This is a genomic window from Acinetobacter sp. YH01018 (assembly GCF_013420295.1).
GTDB lineage: Bacteria > Pseudomonadota > Gammaproteobacteria > Pseudomonadales > Moraxellaceae > Acinetobacter.
Map to the genome: position 1 here is coordinate 1 of NZ_VOYL01000021.1, position 22221 is coordinate 22221.

The 22221-nt window shown below is 42.9% G+C and carries 18 protein-coding genes; 9 read left to right on the forward strand and 9 right to left on the reverse strand.

Annotated features, from left to right (window positions below):
• Positions 1 to 11 precede the first annotated feature (11 nt).
• On the forward strand, positions 12 to 6695 hold the full coding sequence (locus FTT83_RS08890) for a tandem-95 repeat protein (RefSeq protein ID WP_218951840.1): 6684 nt from the start codon (positions 12 to 14) through the stop codon (positions 6693 to 6695).
• Between the two features lie 477 nt (positions 6696 to 7172).
• On the forward strand, positions 7173 to 7760 hold the full coding sequence (locus tag FTT83_RS08895) for a 1-acyl-sn-glycerol-3-phosphate acyltransferase (protein ID WP_180176358.1): 588 nt from the start codon (positions 7173 to 7175) through the stop codon (positions 7758 to 7760).
• Between the two features lie 122 nt (positions 7761 to 7882).
• Here the strand turns inward: FTT83_RS08895 and FTT83_RS08900 are convergent, their stop codons facing one another.
• Together FTT83_RS08900 and FTT83_RS08905 are read right to left on the reverse strand one after the other, a co-directional pair.
• On the reverse strand, positions 7883 to 8185 hold the full coding sequence (locus FTT83_RS08900) for a hypothetical protein (RefSeq protein WP_306443904.1): 303 nt from the start codon (positions 8183 to 8185) through the stop codon (positions 7883 to 7885).
• A gap of 218 nt (positions 8186 to 8403) precedes the next feature.
• Complete coding sequence (locus tag FTT83_RS08905) at positions 8404 to 9138, reverse strand: sulfite exporter TauE/SafE family protein (RefSeq protein ID WP_180176360.1); 735 nt, start codon at positions 9136 to 9138, stop codon at positions 8404 to 8406.
• Positions 9139 to 9379: 241 nt separating this feature from the next.
• Here FTT83_RS08905 and FTT83_RS08910 point away from each other — a divergent pair, with 241 nt between their 5' ends.
• Entirely contained in the window at positions 9380 to 9586 is a 207-nt protein-coding gene (locus FTT83_RS08910) for a hypothetical protein (RefSeq protein WP_180176361.1), read from the forward strand.
• 82 nt (positions 9587 to 9668) lie between these two features.
• Here the strand turns inward: FTT83_RS08910 and rsmD are convergent, their stop codons facing one another.
• Together rsmD and mrdA are read right to left on the reverse strand one after the other, a co-directional pair.
• Positions 9669 to 10226 carry a 16S rRNA (guanine(966)-N(2))-methyltransferase RsmD gene (gene rsmD, locus FTT83_RS08915; protein ID WP_180176362.1) on the reverse strand — a complete coding sequence of 186 codons (558 nt, stop codon included), beginning with the start codon at positions 10224 to 10226 and terminating at the stop codon, positions 9669 to 9671.
• A gap of 3 nt (positions 10227 to 10229) precedes the next feature.
• Positions 10230 to 12254: a penicillin-binding protein 2 gene (mrdA, locus tag FTT83_RS08920; RefSeq protein ID WP_180176363.1), complete on the reverse strand. Its 2025-nt coding sequence runs from the start codon at positions 12252 to 12254 to the stop codon at positions 10230 to 10232.
• 235 nt (positions 12255 to 12489) lie between these two features.
• Here mrdA and FTT83_RS08925 point away from each other — a divergent pair, with 235 nt between their 5' ends.
• The 4 genes from FTT83_RS08925 to FTT83_RS08940 all read left to right on the forward strand — a co-directional run bounded on the left by FTT83_RS08925 (position 12490) and on the right by FTT83_RS08940 (position 15424).
• On the forward strand, positions 12490 to 13008 hold the full coding sequence (locus tag FTT83_RS08925) for a hypothetical protein (RefSeq protein WP_086195128.1): 519 nt from the start codon (positions 12490 to 12492) through the stop codon (positions 13006 to 13008).
• A 64-nt stretch (positions 13009 to 13072) separates the two neighbouring features.
• Entirely contained in the window at positions 13073 to 14389 is a 1317-nt protein-coding gene (locus FTT83_RS08930) for a hypothetical protein (protein ID WP_166171004.1), read from the forward strand.
• An 82-nt stretch (positions 14390 to 14471) separates the two neighbouring features.
• A complete protein-coding gene (adk, locus tag FTT83_RS08935) occupies positions 14472 to 15131 on the forward strand; it encodes an adenylate kinase (RefSeq protein WP_180176364.1) in 660 nt (219 codons plus the stop codon).
• A gap of 83 nt (positions 15132 to 15214) precedes the next feature.
• Positions 15215 to 15424, forward strand: a complete 210-nt coding sequence (locus tag FTT83_RS08940; RefSeq protein WP_180176365.1) for a hypothetical protein — start codon at positions 15215 to 15217, stop codon at positions 15422 to 15424.
• A 43-nt stretch (positions 15425 to 15467) separates the two neighbouring features.
• On the opposite strand, the gene nth is transcribed toward FTT83_RS08940, so the two are convergent.
• Both nth and FTT83_RS08950 read right to left on the reverse strand, forming a co-directional pair.
• On the reverse strand, positions 15468 to 16163 hold the full coding sequence (nth, locus tag FTT83_RS08945; protein WP_180176391.1) for an endonuclease III: 696 nt from the start codon (positions 16161 to 16163) through the stop codon (positions 15468 to 15470).
• Positions 16163 to 16984, reverse strand: a complete 822-nt coding sequence (locus tag FTT83_RS08950; RefSeq protein ID WP_257234889.1) for an RnfABCDGE type electron transport complex subunit B — start codon at positions 16982 to 16984, stop codon at positions 16163 to 16165. The genes nth and FTT83_RS08950 overlap by 1 nt, the downstream gene beginning before the upstream one ends.
• Before the next feature lie 307 nt (positions 16985 to 17291).
• On the opposite strand from FTT83_RS08950, the gene gdhA reads away from it, so the two are divergent.
• Positions 17292 to 18635: an NADP-specific glutamate dehydrogenase gene (gene gdhA, locus FTT83_RS08955; protein ID WP_180176367.1), complete on the forward strand. Its 1344-nt coding sequence runs from the start codon at positions 17292 to 17294 to the stop codon at positions 18633 to 18635.
• 71 nt (positions 18636 to 18706) lie between these two features.
• Here gdhA and FTT83_RS08960 read toward each other — a convergent pair whose 3' ends face one another.
• From FTT83_RS08960 to rlmH, 3 genes are all read right to left on the reverse strand, one after another.
• Positions 18707 to 19474, reverse strand: a complete 768-nt coding sequence (locus FTT83_RS08960; RefSeq protein WP_092819944.1) for a DUF4377 domain-containing protein — start codon at positions 19472 to 19474, stop codon at positions 18707 to 18709.
• 149 nt (positions 19475 to 19623) lie between these two features.
• Positions 19624 to 20400 carry a dioxygenase gene (locus tag FTT83_RS08965; protein WP_180176368.1) on the reverse strand — a complete coding sequence of 259 codons (777 nt, stop codon included), beginning with the start codon at positions 20398 to 20400 and terminating at the stop codon, positions 19624 to 19626.
• Positions 20401 to 20601: 201 nt separating this feature from the next.
• Complete coding sequence (gene rlmH / locus FTT83_RS08970) at positions 20602 to 21084, reverse strand: 23S rRNA (pseudouridine(1915)-N(3))-methyltransferase RlmH (RefSeq protein WP_092819942.1); 483 nt, start codon at positions 21082 to 21084, stop codon at positions 20602 to 20604.
• A gap of 154 nt (positions 21085 to 21238) precedes the next feature.
• Here rlmH and FTT83_RS08975 point away from each other — a divergent pair, with 154 nt between their 5' ends.
• On the forward strand, positions 21239 to 22198 hold the full coding sequence (locus FTT83_RS08975) for a M28 family peptidase (RefSeq protein ID WP_180176369.1): 960 nt from the start codon (positions 21239 to 21241) through the stop codon (positions 22196 to 22198).
• Positions 22199 to 22221: the final 23 nt, after the last annotated feature.

Consider the following 22221-nt stretch of genomic DNA (forward strand, 5'->3'; position numbering starts at 1 on the left):
CGACGGCAGGCATGGTGGTGACGGATGCGAATGCGACCGATGCCGAAGGCGATACGCTGACTTACAGCCTGACTAACAATCCGGACGGCTACTACAGCATTGATCCTGCGACGGGTGTTGTAAGCTTGACCCAGGCGGGCGCAGACTGGGTGAACGGAGGTGGAAACCTTCCTGCAGTGAGCGTAACAGTGAGCGACGGTATAACGCCTGTGACTGGTACAGCGACAATGCCGGCGACCAGCCTGGTGAATGATGCGCCTGTAGCAACTCCAGATACAGCAACGGTGGTTGAAGACACTGCAGCCACCATTATTGTTCTGGGCAATGACACGGATGCTGAAAATGATACGTTAACTGTTACTGCAGCGAGCGCGTTGCATGGCACAGTGACAATCAATGCAGATGGCACACTCAGCTATACACCGAACGCGAACTACACCGGTGCAGACACCATTAGCTACAGCGTGACAGATGGCAATGGCGGTACCAGCAGCAGCGTAGTGAACGTCAGCGTGACTCCGGTGAATGATGCCCCGGTAGCGATAGATGATCTGATTACAGTTGCAGAAGATGCCATATTTACTTCAACCGTTAGTCTGTTAGCGAATGACAGCGATGCTGATAGCAACTTTACAGCGGTTGCAGGTACGTACACGACCACGCAAGGTGGTACGATTGTGATCTCGCAAGACGGCCAATATGTTTATATGCCAGCAGCTAATTTTGCCGGTATAGACACTGTTGATTACACCATTACGGATGGATCACTAACAGATGTAGGAACATTACGCATAGTTGTTGAAGCAGTCAATGAAGCTCAGCCAGTTGCAGTAGATGACAACTTTGCTACTAACGAAGATACTGTACTTAATATCACAGCAGCTGATCTGTTAAGTAATGATACAGGCTTGCTTGATGCACCAGTTAGCATTACCTCGGTGCAAAATGCAACCAATGGTACTGTGGCTCTTGATATAGATGGAAATGTCATATTTACGCCAAGCGCTAATTACAATGGTCCTGCAAGTTTCACTTACACCATTAGGGATAGTGATGGTGAGACTTCTACAGCTACTGTGAATATTAATGTAATTTCTGTAAATGATGCTCCAATAGCAGCAGATGATGCGATTAGTAGCACAGAAGATACTGTATTTACTTCAACAATCAGCCTGTTGGCGAATGACAGTGATGTTGATAGCAGTTTCACAGCAGTTGCAGCTACATATACGACGACTCAGGGTGGTACGATCGTGATTGCTGCGGACGGGCAGTATGTCTATACACCTGTAGCGAATTTCAATGGTACAGATAGCGTTGATTACACAATTACAGATGGAGAGTTCTTTGATACCGCAACTTTGACAATTACTGTTGGTGCTGTGAATGATGAGCCTGTTACAGTAGATGATCTTGCTTATGTTGTAAAAGACACGACATTTACATCTAAAGTGAGTGTGTTGGCCAATGATACAGATGTGGATAGTAGCTTGAGTATACAAGCACCTGGAACTTACACGACAACTCAAGGTGGGCAAATTGTTATTGCGAGTGATGGTAGTTATGTATATACCCCACCTACCTCTGGATGGATGGGAACAGATACCTATCTCTATACGGTAACAGATGGTGAGTTTACAGATACAGCAACCTTAACGCTGATCGTGGGTCAACCGACTGTATCTGAAGAAGGCCTACCATTTGGTCAGCCAGATATGCTTGGATCCCCGACAGATACGACCGACGTAACAACAGTTACGGCGGCGCTGAATCTTATATCTCCTGTTACAACAGTGACTTCAGTCACATTAACTTCAGCACCTCTAAACTCGGATGGAGTTCCTGTGACATGGACAGCAAGTGGAGACGGAACAGATACCTATACTCTAACTGGAGTAGCTGGGACTACGCCTGTTGCAACTTTAATAGTCAAAGCAAATGGTGAATATACATTTACCTTACTGGCGCCATTAGATCATCCTGTTGTCGATGTTGAGGATGTACTTTCACTTCAATTTAGTACTGTTATGGATGGTTCAACCTATAACTTTACGATAGATGTTGAAGATGATATGCCGGTTGCCATGATGACAGCTGCTTCCTCCCTGCCAACATATGAGGGGGCGGATAATATTGTAGCAGTGCTGTCAGATGCGGATCCCGATATTGCGCGTGTTGATTCACAACTGTTGAATATTCTGGAATTTGGTACAGATCAGAAACTATTGGCCTGGGCATCGGATAACAATCTTGCCAGTGTTGTGTTATCTATCCCATCTGGCACCAATACGGATACTTTAAGAACACTACTGAATAATGATTCAGGAGTTTTATTCAAGTCGGAGTTTGCTGCTGAATTAGGTTTGGAAATTAATTGGACTACAGGAGGAGATTTAATCTTTACCGTTACAGCAGTAGCTCCAACATCAATGGATAATCAATCAGTTAATGTGTTGTTAACTACCCTGTACCAGATGATGCGTGGTCTGATGGGAGGAAGTGCTACCAACGATATGATGGCAGTGTCTACCTTGACCGTGACCGATACTTCAGGTTTTAGTGACACCAAACTGGGTTCAGACTGGTTGGAAACTGATGTTCTGAATAGTGGTAGTGTATTGGGTTACGCTGCTGGTTTAAATGATACTGTGACTGGTACATCTGGAGTAAACATGGGAGATGATGTCTACTTTACCAGTGTGGGTAATGACACTGTGTACGGTTTTGGCGGATCTGACATTGTATTCGGCGGTTCAGGAAACGATCGACTCTATGGTTACAATTCTGTCGACGAAGGTGGTGATTCTGATGGAAATGACAAGCTCTATGGTGGTGCTGGAGATGACCAGTTATATGGCAATAATGGGAATGATTTGCTCGATGGTGGTTTAGGAAATGATCTCTTAAATGGTGGCTCAGGTGCTGATCTGCTTAATGGTGGACAAGGTTCAGATGAGCTAACTGGTGGAACAGGGTCTGATATCTTCCAATGGAGTCTGGGCGATCAGCTTATGACAGCTCCAACTACGCTTGATGCAAAAATTGATGTTGTTGGTTATATAGATGGTCAAGTTATTCGTGTAACAACGACTGTTGGAATAGTTACAACAACACAAGATATTACCTTGACTGCCTCAGATATCGTTACAGGCTATATTTTAGTGCCAGTCACAGCACCAGTAGAAGGTCAACAAATTACAGTGACAGCTGTTCATATGCTCAGTGTAGGTTCAACCTATGTAAGTAAACCTGGTACTGCAACTGTGGTGATTGGTGCGATGACTAACGGCCTTCAGCCGACTGTTACAATTACTGAAGATGATGGTAATGGTCTTGGTAATCTACTTAATGATGGTTTATTAACAGACCACAACGGAATTCTAGATGCAGGAGAGTTACAAGGTGATATTGATGTTTCTATAGCTTTGGCATCTGGTTCTGCAGTTGGGGATGAGTTAGTCATCGTGACAAATACTGGAGTTACCGAAACGATTGTACTGACTCAAGCAATTATTGATGCAGGCCCAATTACAAGAAGCTATCCATCACCTGGTGAGGAGCAAACTTTAACTGTGACAGCGACGCTTCAGCGAGGTGATACAATATCTATTGCGAGTACTGATAGTGTAACTGTGGATACTGGTCCTCTAGTAAGTACTTATTCATCACCGGAAGTGACCATAGTTCAGGACTTTAACAGTGATGGTGTTATCAGCTATAAACCAGTTGATGTTATTACCGACTTTACTTTGGGTGCTGGCGGAGATGTGATTGATCTGCGCACTTTGTTACAAGGTGAAAATCATCTGATTGGACAAACGGGCAATTTAACGGACTATCTATCATTTGAAAAGGCTGATGGTGACGGTGATGGTATTGCAGACGATACCATTATCCGGGTAAGTGTAAATGGCACAGTATCAACTTCTTATGATCAGGTTATCATTCTTGCGAATGTTGATCTTGTCACAGGGAAGACTCAACAGGAGATCCTCAACGATTTGCTCTATACGGGTAATCTTCTTGTTGATTATAGCTACCCAGACAATTGGGTTCAGGTATCGGCGGGTGAAACGACTTCAGGTGAGCTTGTAGTTGGTTTTGGTGCCGATGGTGGTTATGTCCAAAGTGTAACCTTTGCAGATTATACGTTAACCTATAATGGTGCAGATACGATCACGCCTACAGGCACCGCGGATGGTACGACATATACATTTGACCCGGCTTCAGATGAGTTAACCATTTATACCAACCGTGGCGATCTCCTGATTGTCAATATGCTCACGGGTAGTTATGAGTACGCTAAACTTGAGTCAGGACCGGCAATTGATGAAGCACCAATTGTGAATGTCAATTCTTCTGCGAGTTTGTTGGGATTGGTAAATGCAGGTGCTCTTGGTTTGGTGGGTGTTGGTACCAGCCAGCAATTTACAGCCACTGATCCGAACAATGATATCACCCAAGTCGTAGTGGAAATGACATCATTAGGCATTTCCCTTTTAGACTCTTATGATATCCGTTGGTCTCAGGCGTTGGCGGATGAGTTTGGTTTGGTAGTCACTCCAGATCGTAACGGACTAGGGGGGCTCCTTCAAACATTTGCCAATATTACTATTGAAAAAGTAGGTGGAGGAACGATTGATAATCAGCAGTTAAATGAATTTTTGGCTACTGTTTATGTGGATCAAGGCAGTATTGTATCTGTGAATCTGCTTCCTACAATTTCAATGACAGTGACAGATAACCAAGGAAATGTCGTTACAGATTCTGCAGAAACTGATCTCGCTGGGCTTAATTTACTGAATCCTTCTAACAATCCTTCACCAATTTGGGAAGGTACCTCAGGTATTGATCTGCAGACTGGTGATAATAATGGTCTAACTACAGACGAACGTTTATATGGTTACGCAGGTGATGACCAGCTAGCGGGTAGTGATGGTAATGATTTACTGCGAGGAGGAGCGGATTCAGATATCCTCAATGGTGGATCAGGTAATGATACGCTGATTGGTGGTACAGGTGATGATACTCTGGTTGGTGGAACAGGCAATGATATTTTCCTCTTTGAGAAAGGCGATCAAGGTACATCATTAGCAACTGATATTATTGCTGATTTCAATGTACAACCAGTTGCCGGTGGTGGAGATATTCTTGATCTGCGTGGCTTGTTAGAAAACGAACGTGCTATCGCAAATCTATTAGCCGGTAATCTCACCAACTATTTATCTTTCAGTATACGTGATGGTGATGGTGATGGTGTTGCAGATGATACGATACTTGATATCAGTACTTCAGGTGCCGTTAGCACAACAGTAGACCAGCGTATCATCTTTACCAATACTGATCTGGTCAATGGCCAATCAAACCTTGAAGTGATTGAACAGTTGTTGAAAAATGGAAACCTCTTAGTTGATCAGGAATATTCAACTCTGTCCACAGAAGGAGTTTCTACTTTTGATATCGTTCTCACAGACAATGATAAAGACACTGTAGATACAACTATTGCTTTTGATAGTTCAGATCCTGCATTTGAGTTAGATGGAAATGCGCCACCAGTAACACAGGCATTTGATGCCAACTTGCTAGGCCTAATTGGTGCAGATGTACTAGGCGTTATTGATTTAAGCCGCCAAGCAATGGTCGCGCTGGATGTGGATAACAATCTTCGTACAGTTGTAGTTAAATTTGCGGGTGTCGCGAATGTTGCTTTAGGTGATGCTTATCTGGAAGTTTCTGCTCAACTTGCTAAAAATCTAGGTCTAAATTTTACGGTTGAAAATACTGGATTACTAGGTCTTTTAGGTCCGACTTCAACACTCACGATTACTGCAATTGACGGCGGTGATATCGATAACTGGGCAATTAATGAGTTGCTTGCGACAGTAAGATTACAATCTGACGGCATCAACTTGTTAACTGTCTTACAAACCTTAAATGGCGGATTAACGCTGGATGTCAGTGTATTGGGTACTTTCACCATTACAGCAACTGACAGCTATAATTCAACAGATAGCGATATTATCGCTTCTCTTGCTGATGCAGCGGTTCTTGAAGGTCTAATCGGTCAGAGTGGTAATCCGGATATTATTCAAGGAACTTCTGGAAATGATGTTTTGGATAGTAGCGTATTAGGATTATCAAGTGAGCGTTTATATGGCTTTGATGGTGATGACATACTGAATGGCAATAATGGTAACGATTTGCTGCGCGGTGGTACAGGTAATGACGTGCTAAATGGTGGTGCCGGTAATGACTTACTTTTTGATGGTAATGGTTATGACACTATGAATGGCGGTTCAGGCGATGATAAGATTATGATATCTGGCACTGGATTTGAATCTGTGAATGGTGGCTTAGGCATTGATACTTTGACATTATTGGGAGGAATCAATCTTGATCTATCCTTGCATAATAACATCACAGGTATTGAGCACATTAATTTGGGTAATGAAGCAGAAGGATCAACACTTACTCTGACAGCTCAGGATGTTCTAGATATTTCTGATACTGATATATTGGCAATCTACGGTGATGCTGCTGATAAAGTTACATTGGAAACAGGTGCTATTAAAGGAGCTGTTATTACAGATGCCAATAATGTCACCATGACTGAGTATACTTGGAGTGATTCTAGTGCCAAAGTATGGGTTGAGAATGAGATCGTTGCTGCAGGTGGTGTAAATATCATTATCTAAAACTCATCTTAGATATGTTGCAAAGGCAGCATATCTGGTCAAACCCAAATCCCAGTTTTAATCTCTTAAAACTGGGATTTTCTTTAAGTAAGTCTGAACTAATAAACTTAAGAAGGTACGCATCCGGCGAACTTATCTTACCAACCTATCCTATAAGCCGTAAGCGTCCAGTGGACCCCACTTTTCCTACCTCATTAATACCATGATAGTGTCCACTAAATTAAGTGGACTGAATAGCCACCGGCTTTATTCGGTCTTTTTTGTAGGGTTTGGATATGGAACTTCGTCTTAAGATCATCAGTTTATGATCTTAATGTGGAAATTGGGGCCAAATAAAATAGCAAACCTTAGCTGTTTTATTTGAACTTGATAGTTATGTCTTGATCTATTAACTGGTTGATTATTATTCATCATGTACTTTTATATTTCAGCGACCTTGTTAAAATTTGCGCACTTGATTAGGTGGCGGTGCGGTAAGTGTTTGAGAAATTAGCTGAACAAAGTTTAAAAATGATGGGCTGGGAAATCGATAACCATTGGCCCCTTGATTTGGATCAGTGCGTCATGATTGCTGCACCGCACACCAGTAACTGGGATGCCTTATATGCACGTCTGGCACTCAAAGCCTTAGGTGTCAACGTTCGTATTACCATTAAAGACAGCTATATGAAATTTCCTTTTGGTCCATTTGTACGCGCAATGGGTGGAATCGGAATTGACCGCACAGCAAAAAAAGAGGGTGAGCCACGACCAAGTATGGTTCAGGTGATGTCGGATTTATTTAAAACCCATCCAAAACTGGTGATGTTGGTCACACCGGAAGCAACACGTGCCAAACAGGAACAATGGAAAACCGGTTTCTACCATGTAGCAGTCAATGCAGGTGTGCCCATTGCATTGGCTTATATGGATTATGCCAAGAAGAAAACCGGGGTGGGTAAAATTGTTTATCCTAGTGGTGATTATGAAAAAGATATGGCTGAAATTATGGCTTTTTATGCACAAATTCAGGCCAAATTTCCAGAACAGTTTAGCGTGGATACACGTTATTACCATGAAGCCTAAGTGAAAACATACGGTTTCCCTGACTGATCTTCAAGCGAAGCTAAGAAATGCAGATGGCAAAATCTTGGCTCGCTGTGCATGATGGATCAGTCAATGTGAAATCGATTTTCGCTTAAAAAAAATTATTGATTTTGTGCCTGACTAATCCCGCCTAAATGTTGGCAAGCTTCTTGATAAATATAATATTGCTCCTCGATCACTTCTGTTAATGGCACCTTAAATAATTCCTCTCCATCTTTATAGCTTTGTACATAAGATTCGGCTTTCTGGCGGCTAGAAGCGAGTGCCTGTTCATGATAGGAAGTAATAGAAGTATGCGCCATTTGTGCAGTTTCAATTCTATTGCACTGAAAATCTGCAAGCATTTTTTCTGCATGTTTCAGCTCATGAGAAGTGGTCAGAGAACAGCCAGAGAGAAGAATCATTCCTGCTACTAAAATCAAGGTTTTCATTTCTAGGAAAATGGATGATGGGGTTAGGTTATTGTATAAAGTTTTCCTGCCGATATATTTGATCTGCCTGAGTGATTGGGTGTTTTTTGTTTAAATGAGATTTATTGTACTTTTGACCGGTTATTATAGATAAATAAGGCGGCAATATCTCAACATATAAATCTGATTTTTTGGGACGTAGGCTCTACTCTTTAGAGCAGTGTATTGAAAATCAGGAAACAGCCAGAAGAAAATAAAAGGCCTAAAACAGTATGCTTAAACTGGGTTTCTGAAATTTTATAAAATAATTTTGCCCCCAAAATGGCGGGAAAACTGACACTGATCAGTAAAATTGTCATATAAGGCCAGAGCTGGATGTCAAGCGTGCCTTGTAGTAAATAGGCTAGTAAGGTAAACAGCTGAATGCCAAAATTAAAATGTCGTAAAATGTAACGTTGTTGCTGTTTGGGAAGATTTTTCAGCATGACCCAGGCAGAAGGCAACGAACCGCAAAAACCGCCTAAACCACCCAGAATTCCGCCCAAAAATCCAACCAGACTGTCTGCCAGTTTTCCGGATTGTTGCAGCCGTGGAAATGCCGGATTGAAAAACATCACCGGACACCACAACATCAAAAATAAGCCTAAAACGACTTTAAAGGCTTCGGGCTGAATAATATGCAGCAGATATGTGCCCAAAGGTACGCCAATCAGCCCGGCAATTAAATAAGGCAGCACCAGTGCTTTATTTAGATGTGGATGCTGCTGTTCATTGGACAATGAAATGACATGGCTCCACACCGAAGCAAAGACCACCAGTGGGGCAGCAATTTTCGGGGGGAGGACCCATACCCAGAATGACATGGCAATGAGGGCAAAGGCAAAGCCCGTCAGTCCCTGTACAAAACCTGCGACCATTGCCCCAACAATAAATAACAACCAAGTCATAGCGATCTGTACAGATGAAAAATCGGTAGTATTTAAAAGATCAGTCAAAAAGCCAAGCATATGTTTAGCAGGATTTATGCAAACCTAAGGAGAACTTTGTATAAAACCGCTTCAGCATTCAGGACAGAAATTCTTCCTGTGAATAAAAAAGACATAAATGACTACAAAATTTCACATAGACTCCCATCGCTCTTCATTAAAGCATTGAATACTGAAGTCACGCCGTAAAGAGGTGATGAAGATGATGAAAAAAGTGATCTTACTTTCTGTATTGGCAGTGTCATTAACTGGTTGTGTCCTGGATACTTATGATGACGGTTATGGTGGTCATCGAGACCGTAATGGACATTATGACCGACACCATCATGGTGACCGTGACTGGAACAATAAAGACCGTCCGGACTGGGATCATGATAGAAATGACCGAGACTGGCGCTATGGTCGTTAATTAATCTATCACCGATCTGAAATTGACTGACTACATTTAACAAAAAAAGGCTTCCATTCAGGAATCCTTTTTTTATTTTTAATCAGGATGCATTTTTTTGATACAGTCCTGCACGGACTGTTCCCGCCTTGCTTTGTTTAATCTGTTGCCAAGAAGAGGGGAGTTTAAGCTGATTTAACTCGCGATCGGCCTCCACATAGATAAAGGCGCGGTCTTTAATCAGCGGGTCAGCAAGCTGGGCCAGTTCTTCCCATAAATCCAGACTATAAGGCGGATCTAAAAAAACCAGATCAAAGGTCTGTTTCAGGGTAGGTAAGGTTTGCTGTGCCGTGGCGACTTTGAGTTTGGCATGTTGGCTGGTCACTTTCAGCAACTGCAAATTATCGGTTAAAAAAGCAGCTTGTGCACGGTTCGGTTCAATCATTACCACCTGTGCTGCACCGCGGGATAAAGCTTCAAAACTTAAGGCTCCTGAGCCGGCACAGATATCGAGAACCTGTGCATTTTGAATATCCCACATCAGCCAGTTAAACAAAGTTTCACGGACACGGTCGGGTGTAGGGCGTAAGCCTTCAACACTGGCAAAAGGAAGCTGACGGCGTTTCCATTCACCGCCAATAATACGGAGTTGATTTTTCATAGATCAGTCACCTTCAACTTCTACGGGTTGTGCGCCTGATGCGGCTTGAGTAGCGTGCTGTGTCGCTGCTGCTGTTGTATTGCTCTGAACATTGGTCGCCGTATCCACTGGTGCCGTGCCACTTGGCAATTCACCCGGTTTGATGCCTGCGGTCATGAGGCCGCCACTAATTTGATGGCCCGCAGGACGGATCGGATTCTTTTTACGGGTGTATAACCAATAGTCAAACAGAGGACGAGCCAGCTGCGCGGCCGAACCACCGTGTTTACCATTTTCCCAAACAATCGCAACCGCAATCTCAGGATTTTCAGCAGGGGCAAAACCAATAAATAAACCATGGTCAAGCTGACGTTCACTTAATAATGCTTCGTTGTATTTTTTACCTTGGGCAATACTTTTGACCTGTGCAGTCCCGGTTTTCCCTGCAATATGATACAGTGGGGTACGAATACCACGACCTGTACCGGTCTCGATAACATCAATCATGGCATCGCGCATTTTAATCCAGTCTTCGGGTTTGCCGTTAAACTGAATTTTACCATCTGGTGCATTACGCATTTTAAAAGGTTTGGCACCATGGGTTTCACGCAGTACATGCGGGGTAATATGCGCACCTTGGTTTGCAGTAATTGCAGTAGCCATAGCCAGTTGCAGCGGTGTTGCAGTAAAGGCACCTTGTCCGATACTGACGGAAATGGTTTCACCTTTTAGCCATTTGCTCTTACGGGTCCGCATTTTCCAGTCCGGGTTTGGATACAAACCGGTACTTTCACTCGGTAAATCGACGCCAGTTTTTTCACTAAAGCCAAATTGGCGCATCCAGGCATTCATTTTTTCAATGCCCATGCGGTAGGCCAAAATATAATAATAGGTATCACAGGAAACTACTTGAGCTTTATGCAGATTGACCGTGCCATGACCTGATTTACGCCAATCACGGAATTTATGTGAATCGCCTGGTAAAGAAAAATACCCGGGGTCTGAAATGGCGGTGTTCCAATCCACGATATTATAATGCAGCCCACCTAAACCAAACATCGGTTTAATGGTTGAACCTGGAGGATAGGCACCTTGTACAGCACGGTTATACAGCGGTTGGTCAAGATTGTCACGTAGTGCACTATAGTCGGTATTGCTAATCCCGGTCACAAATAAATTCGGGTTAAAACTTGGACTGGAAACCAGGGCCAGAATTTCTCCTGTTTTCGGATTCAGCGCCACAATGGCACCGCGACGACCCGCCAGTTGCTCAGTTGCTGTAACCTGCAAGCCATAGTCAATTGAAAGGTACAAGTCATTTCCGCGTACCGGCTCTTTACGACCTAAATTACGTAATACGTTACCGTGAGCATCAGCCTCGACAGATTCATTGCCGGGCAAGCCATGCAACAGATCTTCATAAGATTTCTCCACCCCAATTTTACCGATCAGGTTGGTGCCGGCATATAAATCTTTATCAATTGATTTTAATTCTTTGTCGTTAATACGCCCTACATAACCGATCACGTGCGCAAATAGCTCACCATGCGGATAGTAGCGCGTCATCTGGGTTTCAATATTGACCCCGGGAAACTCAAACTTGACTTCACTAAACTTGGCAATATCAGTTTCGGTTAAATTTAATTTTAATGATACACGTTCGGTTTTTTTAGCGGTCTTGATGCGGCTGCTAAAGCGGTCAATATCTTCTTGTGTCAGGCTTAAAATCGGGGTTAAACGCTTGACTGTATCTTCAATATCTTTTACATCAGCCCGAGACATGGTGGCAGAAAATACCGGATAATTATCTGCCAGCAAAATACCATTACGGTCATAGATATAGCCGCGTGCAGGTGCCAAAGGCTGTAGCCGGATACGGTTCTGGTCTGAAGCGGTTGAAAACTCATTATAATGCGCAATTTGCAGATAGGCATAACGGGCAACAAGCAGGAGCAGAAAGAATGCCACAATCCCGATGGAGATAAACACCCGATTGCGATAAATGCGCTTTTCTTGCTGAACATTTTTTAAAGGAAAGTGCTGCTTCATACGCGATCGACTTACATACAGGGGAGTGAAAAATCTGGTGGCATATTCTAACGCAAGTCAGCATTTTTTGATATTTGTTCTGGCGAACTGTTAGGCGGGTTTAGTTTAAACTTTGACTTTACAGACATTAAAATTGTAAAGTGCAGTATATAAGAGTTCTGATAATTCTGCTAAAGTCAAAATTCAAAAAAAGGACTGTACTAAAAAATAAAATTTAGGGACAACGATGAAAATAATCACAAAAGTGTATCCTTTGCTGGCTTTTTTTGCGCTGGTAAATATTGCTCATGCACAAGACCATTCATATTTACCTGAAGCGAAATTGACATCAGACAGTGCTAAAACATGGAATATCGGGGCTGGATTTACCAAAAAGCTTCTTCATCTGAATGCAGAATGGGTCAATCCTTATGGCATCGCCTATGCAAAAGCGGGTGTGTTTTATAATGATGACTATAATGCCGGTGCTCAGGTTGGGTTTCGTTATCCTTATTACCTTACCGGAAAAGATAAAAACGGTTACTACCTGGGTGTCTATGCAGGGCATCTGGAAAGTAAACACATCAACAATGAATATGAAGCAAGACTGGGTGCGGGTATAGATTTAGCCTATGTATTGCTCAGTAAAGAACGGATTAGCAGTTTTAGTATCGGGATTGGGGCTGGCGAAGAGATGACGGATCAGAAGGGTAATGTGGTTGCAGAGACAGAACCCATGCTACAATTTTCCTATACTCTAAGTGTCGGTTTATAGTGAGAATAGTGAGCTTTTATAATTAAGTATTTTGTGATTAAAAAATTAAATATGGAAATCGTGCATGTTTGAGTACGTCAACGAATTGTGGCAAACCTTCTTGAATCGCCCTGATTTCTGGGCAGTACTTAGCATCATTCCTGTGACAGCTTTTGTAACTTGGGCACATGTGTGGATGGCACTGAAAATGGTGTTTTACCCCCTGACGTTTTGGGGATTCCACTTAGGGCCACTCCCTGTCGGCTGGCAGGGGATTGTGCCACGTAAAGCCGGTCGCATTTCAGGAATTATCACCGACAATACCTTATCGAAATTGGGTTCTTTACGTGAATTTCTGGATGCCATGGATCCGGAAGATATGGCACGGATTATCGGTGAGCAGGTCGGTTTTGAACTTGAACATCTGATTGATGAAATGATGATCGACCGTAATGCGGTACTGTGGGAAAACTTACCCTATTCAATTAAGCGCCGTATCTATTCGCAAGCGCATAAACAGCTGCCAGGTATTTTAAGAGAATTAGTGACTGAGCTGACCATGAACGTCGAGTCACTTGTGGATATGCGGGAAATGGTGGTGCGCCAAATGGAAGGTGATCGCCGTTTAATGGTGAACATGTTCCTGAAAGTGGGACGTAAAGAAATCAACTTTATCTGGCATATCAGTGCATTAATTGGAATGTTCTTCGGTATATTCCAGATGATTGTCTGGTTTGTTGTACCCTGGCACTGGACGGTTCCTTTCTGGGCAGCGGTGTGGGGTTTCCTGACTAACTGGATTGCCATCTGGATGGTGTTTAATCCGCTGGAACCGCATTATATCCGCTATCCACAGTTTTTTGCGCGTACTGAAAGTCGCACGTTCCCGTGGATCAAACCGGTGATTCCACATATTGGCACCTATAATATCCAGGGTGCATTTATGAAACGTCAGGATGAGGTTTCCGATGTTTTTGCCCGAGTAGTCACAGAAGACTTAATTACGTTAAAATCCATTATGACTGAGATGATGTATGGCGGGAAGAAAGATAAAACTCGTCGTATCGTCAAACGCCATATTAACGAAATTATGGAAACTCCGATTGTTCGAACCTCTTTGCAGCTGTCTTTAGGACCAAAAGAGTATGCAAAACTCAAGACGGACTTGATCGATCGCTCGATTGAAATTACGATGGTGCCTGTATGCGACCCGGCCTTTAATGCGAGCCGTGCACAGAAAATCTATCAAATGTTTAGAGACCGTATTCGCGAGTTGACGCCAAGAGAGTTTCAGAATTTATTACGTCCTGCCTTTCAGGAAGATGAATGGATTCTGATTGTCTTGGGTGGCGTAACCGGATTTATAGCGGGTACAATACATTTGTTTGTGGCTTTCTTATAATTAGATGCTGGACTACATGACGAATAAAGAGATTCGTTATGCAAACGCATCACATATATTTGTTAAATGAGGATGTTTTTTTATGCGCATTATATTACTCGGACCACCTGGAGCAGGTAAAGGTACACAGGCTCAGTTGATCTGTAAGCGCTACAATGTCCCACAAATTTCAACCGGTGATATGCTCCGTGCTGCAATTCGTGAAGGTACTGAATTAGGTCTTAAAGCTAAAAGCGTGATGGAAAGTGGTGGTCTGGTATCAGACGAGCTTATCATCGGTCTGGTTAAAGAACGTATTGCTCAACCTGATTGTGTAAACGGTTGCATTTTTGATGGTTTCCCTCGCACTATTCCTCAAGCAGAAGCTTTGGAAAAAGAAGGCATCAACATTGATCACGTGATTGAAATTGATGTTCCAGACGAAGAAATCGTAAAACGTCTTTCTGGTCGCCGTCAGCACCCGGCTTCTGGCCGTGTTTATCATGTAGTTTACAATCCGCCTAAGGTGGAAGGTAAAGATGATGAAACGGGTGAAGAACTGGTTCAACGTCCTGATGACCAGGAAGAAACCATCCGTAAACGTTTAGGTTCTTATCACACTGAAACTGAACAATTGGTAGGTTTCTACCAAGGTTGTGCAGCATCAGGTGAAAATGCACCGACTTATGACAAGTTAAACGGTCTGCGTCCAATTGAAGAAGTTCAAACTGATTTGTTTGCCATTCTAGATCAATCAAAATAATCGTATTTCGATGATTTTGACAATCGAAGAGCCCTAAGTCATATTAGGGCTCTTTTTATTACGCTCTCAAAAAGGACACTGCTGTGAAGTTTGCTGTATTAGGGTTAATGGTCGTATTTCTGGCAGTATTGTTTGCTTTGTTCTATGTCAGTTTCAAGATGCTGAAAAAAGTACGTCAGCAAGAGCGTAGCGAAAATGCTGGTAAGGTGCCTGTGCGTCGGCTGCATCCCAAGTTACAGGCAGAACTCGAACAAAAACGCCAGCAAGAACAGGCAAAACAAAATAAAAAATAATGGCTTTTAAACGGAGCACATCACCTGGTTGAACTCATCTCACTTATGATTCAGCTTCAATGTTCTTGACAGAAATCGCACGGCCAGCACCAAATTCAAAACGATCTGGCCAGTTGCACACATCACACACCACACATTCATGACATTTGGGCTTGCGTGCAATACAGGTATAACGACCGTGTAAAATCAGCCAATGATGGGCATCGACTATAAATTCCTTGGGAATGACTTTGACCAGCCGGTGTTCAACTTCAAGCACATTTTTGCCAATAGCCAGACCGGTACGATTACCTAAACGGAAAATATGCGTATCGACTGCCATGGTCGGATGGCCAAAAGCGGTATTCAGCACCACATTGGCAGTTTTACGCCCCACACCTGGTAATGCTTCCAGATCAGCCCGATTGTTGGGCACCACACTATTGTGTTTTTCAATCAGCAGCTTGCAGGTTTTAATTACGTTCTCGGCTTTAGCGTTATATAAGCCGATGGTCTTAATATATTCTTTTAAACCCTCCACGCCTAAAGCATAAATGGCTTCCGGGGTATTGGCCACTGGAAACAGCTTATCGGTGGCTTTGTTGACACTGACATCGGTGGCTTGAGCGGAAAGAGTCACGGCCACCAATAGCTCAAAAGGAGTGCTGTAATTCAGTTCGGTTTTAGGGCTGGGTCTTTGCTCTCGTAAGCGTTCAAAAAAAATCTGAACCTGCTTTCTGGTCATGTTTTTAACTGCCATCATGAAGCTCCCAGAACAATCAGCTGCTGTTGCAAATCATCCAGCAGGGCACGTTTCTTGAGGTCTTCACGAACACTGAGCTGTTTTTCTAATTTTTTGATTTGGGTGCGAATTTTTGCCAGTTGAATGGTGGTTGCTGCATCGTGGCTTACCACAGGATCAGCTGTTTTTTCTACCACTTGAATCTCTGGAACCAAGTCACTTTGCGCTGAAAATTGGGCAAATAAGGCCGCATCAATATTGGCACGCACCACCGGACCTTTGCGGTTAATCCGGCGTTTCTCTTCACGCTGAATATGGGCGTAATAGCGCTTGCGCAGGTCAGTTTGTTCAGCAATACGCGCCTCTTCTGAAGGCACGACGTGGTTGTCTTCCACCAGGTCAATACAGTCGACCGGGCAGGGCGGAATACAGAGTTCGCAACCGGTACACAGGTCAGTCAAAATGCTATGCATGAGCTTACCTGAACCAATAATCGCATCGACCGGGCAGGCACTGATGCATTTGGTACAACCAATACATTCATCTTCACGAATAATCGCTTTCATACGTTGTGGACGACCATCACTTTGAATCGGCCAAACACTTTCTTCTGCTTTGAGTTTTGGGCGACCCAGCAATTCAGCCAAAGCATCGGCAACGGGTTGTCCGCCTGGTACACATTTATTGGCCTCTTCACCTTCACTTATGGCTTTTGCATAAGGGAGGCATCCATCTCGGTGGCCGCAGAGTCCGCATTGTGTTTGCGGCAACAGGGCGTCAATTTTTTGAATCAAGCTAATTTGAGTGTTCATGTATAACCGGGAGTGCTGGGCAAGCAGCGTGAAACAATGTGCTGGAGAGCAATACTAGCATGTTTTTACATAGAATTCCTGTGCGCAAAAATGGGACTAAAAATGCATTAATATCGGGCAAAATATTACATTGATATATATCTGAAAGTTATTTTATTTATAAATAAAAAGACTGAATAATTAAATTAAATATATGTTCTATATAGAAAATTGAAGTTTTTTTCAAAAAACTATTGCTGAATAGGTGCAAGTGATATTTAATGTTTTGCGCCAAAATATATCATTGATTGAAATTTTGACCAATTTTGATCCATTTTCTGCTGAGGATTAAGCGTTGAAATACAACAGCCTTAACGACTTCCTAAACTACGTTAAATCACGTGATCAACATCAACCAGAGTTTCTACAAGCTGTAGAAGAGGTAATGACTAGCCTTTGGCCATTCATTGAAAAGAATCCAGAATATGCTGATCATGGATTACTTGAACGTCTTGTAGAACCTGAACGTGCGATTCAGTTCCGTGTTTCATGGGTAGATGACAAAGGCCAAACTCACGTAAACCGTGCTTTTCGTGTACAGTACAACTCAGCTATTGGTCCATTTAAAGGGGGGATGCGTTTCCACCCTTCAGTGAACCTTTCAATTTTGAAATTCCTAGGTTTTGAACAAACTTTCAAAAATGCCTTGACTACATTGCCTATGGGCGGTGGTAAAGGCGGTTCAGACTTTGACCCTAAAGGTAAGTCTGAAGGCGAAATCATGCGTTTCTGCCAGGCATTAATCATCGAGTTGTACCGTCATCTGGGTTCAAATACTGACATTCCTGCGGGCGATATCGGTGTAGGCGGCCGCGAAGTAGGCTACATGGCAGGTATGATGAAGAAGCTCAGCAATGACACTTCATGCGTATTCACTGGTAAAGGCTTGACTTTCGGTGGTTCACTGGCTCGTCCTGAAGCAACGGGTTACGGTACGGTTTATTTCGCGGAAGAAATGCTGAAAACTCGTGACGATAGTTTTAAAGATAAAGTGGTGACTATTTCTGGTTCTGGTAACGTAGCTCAATACGCTGCTGAAAAAGCCATGTTCCTGGGTGCAAAAGTGGTTTCACTTTCTGACTCTGCGGGTACTGTATTCGTTAAAGACGGTTTCACTGAAGAACTTCTTGCTGAAGTAATGGAACTTAAAAACGTTCAACGTGGCCGTATTTCTGAGTTTGCGTCTAAACACGGTTTTGAATATATGGAAGGTCAACGTCCTTGGGGTATCAAGTGTGACATCGCGCTTCCATGTGCAACTCAAAACGAATTAGATGCAGACGATGCAGCTCAACTTCTTGCAAATGGCGTGATTTGTGTTGCTGAAGGTGCAAATATGCCGTCTACGCTTGAAGCAGTGGAAAAATTCGTTGAAGCGAAAATCCTTTATGCGCCAGGTAAAGCATCGAATGCAGGTGGTGTAGCGACTTCTGGTCTTGAAATGTCTCAAAATGCATTGCGTTTAGGCTGGACGTTTGAAGAAGTTGATGAACGTTTACACGCGATTATGAAAGAAATTCACCGTAACTGCGTGAAATACGGTACTAAAGAAGATGGTACTGTGAACTATGTTGATGGTGCGAACATTGCTGGCTTCGTAAAAGTTGCCGATGCAATGCTGGCTCAAGGCGTATTCTAAGTCTGACTTGGTTTAAGCTTTAAAAAAACCGAGGCTATGGCCTCGGTTTTTTTATGTCTTGAGTAAATGCTTTACTTAACCGTTGAGCGTTCAACCGTCATGTCATGGATATAAGCATATTTCGACTGATCTGCAGCAGGATGCTTGATTTCATAACGCTTGACCCTGATGATTTGTCGCTCATTGGGGTTATGGGTAAAACCTTCGATTTGATCATAGAATAAAGTCCAGTCTTTATCGACTTGGATTTTTATCCCGCTTTCACTGTATTTAACTTCCCGAACCTGTAAACAGTTTTGTGGGGCGACACCGCTACATGGCTTAGTTTCAGGTGAAATTTCCAGAAAAATGGTTTCAGCCTGAGTCTGATATTTGCTTTCAGGGGTCATGGTGCCAGTGAAAACGTATTTCTGACCTGTGGCTGAAATGAGGGTTAATGTCGGTTGTTGTGAATTTTTTAAATCTAAAATAAACGGTACTTTGCGGTTATTAAACAGATCTTTGGCAATGTTTTCTTGCTGCATGGAGACGTCTGGACATGCCATTTGGGTTCCCATGAGGGGGCCTGTCACGATCTGATTATTTTCAACTTTCCAGCTGCTACCCATACCATTACAGCTGGTAGCAATGCTCAAACGGCCTTGATCGTCAAAATTTAGTACCAGTGGTTTAGGTGCGGACCCTGTAGCTGTAAGCCATTGATAAGTGCTCAAGGTCTTATCTGCATTTTGTTGTTGAAGTACAGACACGGCGACATCTCCAACTTTTTGAATATCGCCAGATTGACAAGCTGCAAGCGTGAGTGGGAAAAGAGCCATTGCTAAAAGTTTAACTTTCATTTTAAAAGTACTTGGTTTTGAAGAATTTTTAATAGAATAACGTAAAGGTACTTAAAAAATATGGATACATTTTGGTGAATTAGGTATCAAAATGTATCCATAACTATAATTTTGTTAATAATTAATAAAAATTTATGAGTTGATGTGCATCAGTCAAAACGGTAAATATCCATGCCCAGAGAACCCATACTGAAACTGCTATGCACAATACTGAAACGATGCCCAGTCCCCATCGCAAAGAACAGGGGAGCAAAGTGTTCTAAGGTAGGATGATTACGCTCTACATAAGGGATACTTTGCCAGTCCAGAACCGCAGCATAATCGCTGTGATTCATTTTGCTGACCACATAATTCCGAAAAGTCGATGCCCACTCGGGTACAGTAGCAGCTTCACCATGCCATGCCAATTCACGCAGGTTATGGGTAATACTTCCCGAACCGATTATTAATATTTGTTTTTCACATAATGGTGCCAGGGTTTGACCAATTTTATAAATCTCCTCAGCAGACATGTTCATCGGTAAAGAGATTTCTACCACAGGAATATCAGCCTCGGGATACATATGCAACAATGGCATCCACACGCCATGATCACGTGGACGAGTGCTGTTGGCATGGGCTGTAAAGCCAGCATTGGCCAAAAGATGCAGAACCTGTTCTGCAAGTTCAGGTTGACCCGGTGCCGGATAGCGGATTTCATACAGCTCAGGCGGGAAACCACGAAAGTCATGCCAGGTTTCTGGACGAACGCTACTACTCACTTCAAGCGCATTACTTTCCCAGTGCGCAGACATCACAATAATGGCTTCAGGCTTAGGCAGATTTAAGCTCAATCGCTCCAGAGCAGGACCTACCTGTTCCGGATTTAGCGCCAGCATGGGTGAGCCATGTGAAATAAATAAACCGGGTAAAGTTTGTAGATTCATGTTGATGCGCCTAATTTAAATAACATCGATTGAGGCTATGATGCCAAATAAAGAGAAATAGAATAAATACAATTTATATCAACATATTGTTCTTTTTTTAGAACAATAATGCACGGTCTGATCCAGTTGATGACTCAAGCTCAGGAATATGTTCGCTTTACACGATTTTGCCAAGCTCAAATCATCCCGTTCTGAACCTGCTTAACCCGCCCGGTGATAAGGATGATTATGGTTGATACTCATTGCGCGGTAGAGCTGCTCGATCAGCATGACGCGAACCATAGGGTGAGGCAGGGTGAGCTTGGATAAAGACCAGTGCCATGCAGCAGCTTTACGTACCGCTTCGGAGTGACCATCCGGACCGCCAATCGCCAAGACCACATCATTACCTTCCAGCATCCATTGTTTCATGGTTTCAGCCAGTTTTTCAGTACTGAATTCTTTACCCCCGACTTCAAGGGCAATCAGGGTTTCATTATGTTTCAGTGCATTCAGAATGCTTTCGCCTTCAATCTGGCGATATTTCAGAATATCGGCTTCAGAATCATTTTTTCCGCGTTTTGCCATAGGTAATTCTATAATTTGGGTCTGCACAAAAGGCTGGATACGTTTGAAGTAATCTTCAAAACCGGTGAGCACCCAGGCTGGCATTTTTTGACCGATGGTAATAATACGGATTTTCATAAGATTCGATGATTTAAGACTCATCTTTATTATAAACGCTAAAACTGATTTTACTTGTTTTTGAGCAACAAATTGCAATTGAAAAGGCGTGCCAGATGCTGCTTTAATCTTCAGCAATGGATTGAATATGCATAAGAAGAGAGGACGATAATAAATGAGATTAAAAAGGGATAAAAAATTAGGCTTATGGTTGAGCACCTTCCTTTGCACTCTTTTGTTCAATACTTCAAGTTGGGCATTACCGAGCATATCACCCGCCAGTAACGATAATTTAAAGGTCTATCTGGAGCAAATTATAGGTCAGCAGGGGCATCGTAATTATAAAAACTCACAAGAGCTACAACGCGTTTCTGCCTGGATTAAAGAACAGATGCGTTTGTTTGGTATCCCATGCCAGTATCAAAATTATTCGGTGAATGGTTTGGGTTATCGCAACGTAGTATGTACCTTAACCGCAGGTCATGCTGACAAAGTGATTGTCGGCGCGCATTATGATGTGTTTGGTGAAACTCAAGGTGCGGATGATAATGCTTCCGGAGTAGCAGGGGTGATTGAAACCGCACGCATACTGTCACAGCAGAAATCGCAACTGCCATATAATGTTGAATTTGTATTTTATACCTTGCAGGAGCCGCCATTTTTCAAGACCGAATACATGGGCAGTTTTGTCCATGCAAAATCCATCCAGGCTCAGAAAGATCACATTCGCGGCGTTTATATTTTAGAGATGATCGGGTTTTTTGATGAAAATCTGGTACAGGAGTATCCTGCCGGCCTGAAATGGGTTTATCCGCAACATGGTAACTTTATTGCGGCTGTCAGTAATTTGCAGTCGTATGATTTGGGTGCAAAATATTGTGAATCCATGCGAATATTGAAGCGCCTGGAGTGTCAACGACTGGTCGCACCGTCTTTTATCACGGGGATGGAGTTTTCAGATCATCTCAATTACTGGAAGCTGGATATTCCCGCCATGATGATTACAGATACGGGGCATTTTCGTAACAGGGACTATCACAGTGCCAAGGATACCTTGAAAACTTTAAATATTGCCAAAATGGCCAGTGTCATAGATGGTCTGGCTTATAATTTAATAATTCAAGCTGATGAATAAGAACACATAAAAAACGCAGTCCC

Bases quoted from the DNA above. Each gene is read 5' to 3' on its own strand.
- FTT83_RS08890 (WP_218951840.1), top strand. From the start codon at position 12: ATGGTGGTGACGGATGCGAATGCGACCGATGCCGAAGGCGATACGCTG.
- FTT83_RS08900 (WP_306443904.1), bottom strand. From the start codon at position 8,185: ATGATTCTTCTCTCTGGCTGTTCTCTGACCACTTCTCATGAGCTGAAA.
- FTT83_RS08905 (WP_180176360.1), bottom strand. From the start codon at position 9,138: ATGACTTGGTTGTTATTTATTGTTGGGGCAATGGTCGCAGGTTTTGTA.
- FTT83_RS08910 (WP_180176361.1), top strand. From the start codon at position 9,380: ATGATGAAAAAAGTGATCTTACTTTCTGTATTGGCAGTGTCATTAACT.
- rsmD (WP_180176362.1), bottom strand. From the start codon at position 10,226: ATGAAAAATCAACTCCGTATTATTGGCGGTGAATGGAAACGCCGTCAG.
- mrdA (WP_180176363.1), bottom strand. From the start codon at position 12,254: ATGAAGCAGCACTTTCCTTTAAAAAATGTTCAGCAAGAAAAGCGCATT.
- FTT83_RS08930 (WP_166171004.1), top strand. From the start codon at position 13,073: ATGTTTGAGTACGTCAACGAATTGTGGCAAACCTTCTTGAATCGCCCT.
- adk (WP_180176364.1), top strand. From the start codon at position 14,472: ATGCGCATTATATTACTCGGACCACCTGGAGCAGGTAAAGGTACACAG.
- nth (WP_180176391.1), bottom strand. From the start codon at position 16,163: ATGGCAGTTAAAAACATGACCAGAAAGCAGGTTCAGATTTTTTTTGAA.
- FTT83_RS08960 (WP_092819944.1), bottom strand. From the start codon at position 19,474: ATGAAAGTTAAACTTTTAGCAATGGCTCTTTTCCCACTCACGCTTGCA.
- FTT83_RS08965 (WP_180176368.1), bottom strand. From the start codon at position 20,400: ATGAATCTACAAACTTTACCCGGTTTATTTATTTCACATGGCTCACCC.
- rlmH (WP_092819942.1), bottom strand. From the start codon at position 21,084: ATGAAAATCCGTATTATTACCATCGGTCAAAAAATGCCAGCCTGGGTG.
- FTT83_RS08975 (WP_180176369.1), top strand. From the start codon at position 21,239: ATGAGATTAAAAAGGGATAAAAAATTAGGCTTATGGTTGAGCACCTTC.